3 protein-coding genes are annotated in these 3,102 nt (G+C 69.5%); 2 read left to right on the forward strand and 1 reads right to left on the reverse strand.

Going from position 1 to position 3,102, the window contains the following annotated elements:
* On the reverse strand, positions 1-225 hold a 225-nt coding region (locus WAZ62_RS15075; RefSeq protein WP_422644358.1), incomplete at its 3' end, for a LysR family transcriptional regulator.
* Between the two features lie 97 nt (positions 226-322).
* Between WAZ62_RS15075 and WAZ62_RS15080 the strand changes: the two genes are divergently transcribed.
* Positions 323-1,306, forward strand: coding sequence for an NAD(P)H-binding protein (locus WAZ62_RS15080; RefSeq protein ID WP_422644359.1), 984 nt, complete (start codon positions 323-325; stop codon positions 1,304-1,306).
* Positions 1,307-1,464: 158 nt separating this feature from the next.
* A partial coding sequence (locus tag WAZ62_RS15085; protein WP_422644360.1) for a DEAD/DEAH box helicase occupies positions 1,465-3,102 on the forward strand: 1,638 nt, incomplete at its 3' end.

A 3,102-nucleotide genomic window follows, 5' to 3' on the forward strand; every position in this document is an offset into this window, starting at 1 on the left:
GGCCATGGCTTCCGCATGGGGCCGCAGCGCCAGCGCCGTCTCGGTCGGCACCAGTCCTTTCGGCGAGCGGGTGAACAGGGGCGCGCCCAGCGCCGTCTCCAGCGCCGCGATGTGATGGCCGAGAGTCGGCTGCGACAGGCCGAGCAACCGCGCGGCCGCCGACAGGCTGCCCCGGTCGAGCACGGCCAGCAGGCTGCGGTAAAGGTCCCAATCCGGCTCGGTCATAAATTTATTTATAGCAGAGCCACGAATTACCGCAATTTCCGATAATGGAGGGCCGGCCCATTCTGTCGTCATCGCAACCGACGACAGGACAAGCATCATGACCGGCAACGGCAAGACCGCCCTCATCCTCGGCATCACCGGCGGCGTGGGCGGCGCCACCGCCTCGGCGCTGCGCCGCCACGGCTGGACCATCCGCGCGCTCTATCGCGACCCGGCGAAGCTCACCGCCGCCTCGGGCATCGACGGGCGGCGGGGCGATGCCCTGGTGCCGGCGGATGTGATCGCGGCGGCGGACGGGGTCGATGTCATCGTCCATGCCGTGAACCCGCCCGGCTATCGCAACTGGGAAACCACCGTGCTGCCCATGCTGCAGTCGACCATCGCCGCCGCGAAGACATCCGGCGCGCGCATCGTGCTGCCCGGCACGGTCTATAATTTCGGCAGTCATCCGCCCGCCCTCGCCGATGAAGACGCCCCGCAGGTGGCCGACACGAAGAAAGGCGCGATCCGCGTCGCGCTGGAGCGCGCGCTGGAAAATTCGGGCCTGCCGGTGCTGATCCTGCGCTGCGGCGATTTCTTCGGCGGGCCGGCCGGCAACAGCTGGTTCGGTCAGGCCATGGTGAAGCCCGGGCGCCCGGTCACGCGGATCGTCTGGCCCGGGCGGACGGGCGTCGGCCACGCCTTCGCCTATCTCCCCGACGTCGCCGAGACCATTGCCCGCCTGCTGGCGCGGGAGGCCGAGCTGCCACGCTTCGCCCGCTTCCACATGGACGGCCACTGGTTCGCGAACGAGGGCGACGTCCTCGCCGCCTTCCGCGCCGCCACCGGGCGGGACGATCTTCGCCTTGCCCGCTTTCCGTGGGGCCTGCTGCGGCTGGCGGCGCCCTTCGTGCCGCTGTTCCGCGAAATGGCGGAACTTCGCTACCTGTGGCAGGTGCCCCTGCGGCTCGATAATCGTCGTTTGACCACTTTCCTCGGGGCGGAGCCGCATACGCCGGCCCCCGTCGCGCTCCGCGAGGCTTTGCGGAGCCTCGGCTGTCTCGAAACCCCGCCTGTGGCGGAAAAGGCACCCGCGCGTTGACAAGAGACGGCCATGCGCGGTGCAGCATGGCAATTGAAGGGACAATCATGTATGGAAAGGGCCATGCAGCGCCCCCGGGGCGCAATCGTGCGCCGATCCCTTGACGTTAGCGAGGCGGCCCACCCCCTCACGTCACATATCGGTCCGATCGAGACTCCATGCCCTTTCCTTTCGTCAATGCCCACCTCAATGGCGCCCTCGAAGCCCGCGATTACGCTGAACCGACGGCGGTGCAGACCGCCGTGCTTCAGCCCGACGCCGAAGGACGCGACCTTCTGGTCTCGGCCCAGACCGGCTCCGGCAAGACCGTCGCCTATGGCCTCGCCATCGCCGCCACCCTGTTCGCCGGGGAAGAGCGGCTGGCGCCCCGCTATGCGCCGCTCGCCCTCGTCGTCGCGCCGACCCGCGAACTCGCGATGCAGGTCCATGCCGAGCTGACCTGGCTTTACGGCCCGGCCGGCGCCAAGGTCATTTCCTGCGTCGGCGGCATGGATGTCCGGCGCGAGGCCCGCGCCCTTCACGACGGCGGCCATATCGTCGTCGGCACGCCCGGCCGGCTGCGCGACCATCTGGAGCGCGGCCGCCTGAACACCACCGAGCTGCGCGCCGTCGTCCTCGACGAAGCGGACGAGATGCTGGACCTCGGTTTCCGCGAGGATCTGGAGTTCATCCTCGACACGACGCCGACCAGCCGCCGCACCCTGCTGTTCTCGGCCACCATCGCGCCCGAAATCGCCACCCTGGCCACCAGCTACCAGAAGAACGCGCTGCGCATCGAGGCGACGGCCAAGGGCGAAGCCCATGGCGACATCGATTACCGCGCCGTCCGCGTCGCGCCCAACGAACTCGAGCACGCGGTCGTCAATGTCCTGCGCTATTTCGAGGCGCGGGCGACGATGATCTTCTGCACCACCCGCGAATCCGTCCGCCACCTTCATGCCAGCCTGCAGGAGCGGGGCTTCGCCGTCGTCGCCCTGTCGGGCGAACTGAGCCAGAACGAGCGCAGCCATGCACTGCAGGCCGTGCGCGACGGCAGGGCCCGTGTCTGCGTCGCGACCGACGTCGCCGCCCGCGGCATCGACGTGCCGGACCTCGGCCTCGTCATCCATGCCGAATTGCCGAACAACCGGGAAACCCTGCTGCACCGTTCGGGCCGGACCGGCCGGGCCGGGCGCAAGGGCACCTGCGTCATCCTGGTGCCGCATCACCGTCGGCGCCGGGCCGAGCAGCTGCTGATGGGCACGCGGCTGAACATCATCTGGTCGGGCGCCCCGACCGCCGATGAAATCCTCAAGCTCGACCACGAGCGCCTGCTGGCCGATCCCCTGCTGGCCGAAGAGCCCGGCGAGGAGGATATCGCCCTCGCCCGCAGCCTGCTGGAAACCCATTCGGCCGAGAAGATCGCCGCCGCCTTCCTGAAGATGCGCCGCGCCAATCTGCCCGCGCCCGAGGAAATTTCCGACGAGACCGCGGCCCCGCCGCCGCGCGGCCCGCGCCTTGCCGGTGGCCGCGAAGCCGGCGGCGAAGGCGTGTGGTTCCAGCTGAATGTCGGCCGGCGCAACAATGCCGATCCGCGCTGGCTGCTGCCGATCATCTGCCGCCTGGGCAAGGTGACCAAGCAGGACATCGGCTCGATCCGCATCTTCGACCGCGACACGAAATTCGAGATCGCGCCCGCGGCGGCCCAGGCCTTCGCCGACGCGGTGCGGAAAAGCGACGATCCCAAGATCAGGATCGAGCCCGCCGGGGCCGGCCCCATCGCCGAGGAAGGCCCGCGCCCGCCGAAGCGGATGCAC

It is taken from the genome of Zavarzinia sp. (assembly GCF_049306435.1).
Classification (GTDB): Bacteria; Pseudomonadota; Alphaproteobacteria; order Zavarziniales; family Zavarziniaceae; genus Zavarzinia.

What these genes read in the sequence shown, in the direction of transcription:
- WAZ62_RS15080 (WP_422644359.1), top strand. Translation starts at nt 323, where the DNA reads ATGACCGGCAACGGCAAGACCGCCCTCATCCTCGGCATCACCGGCGGC.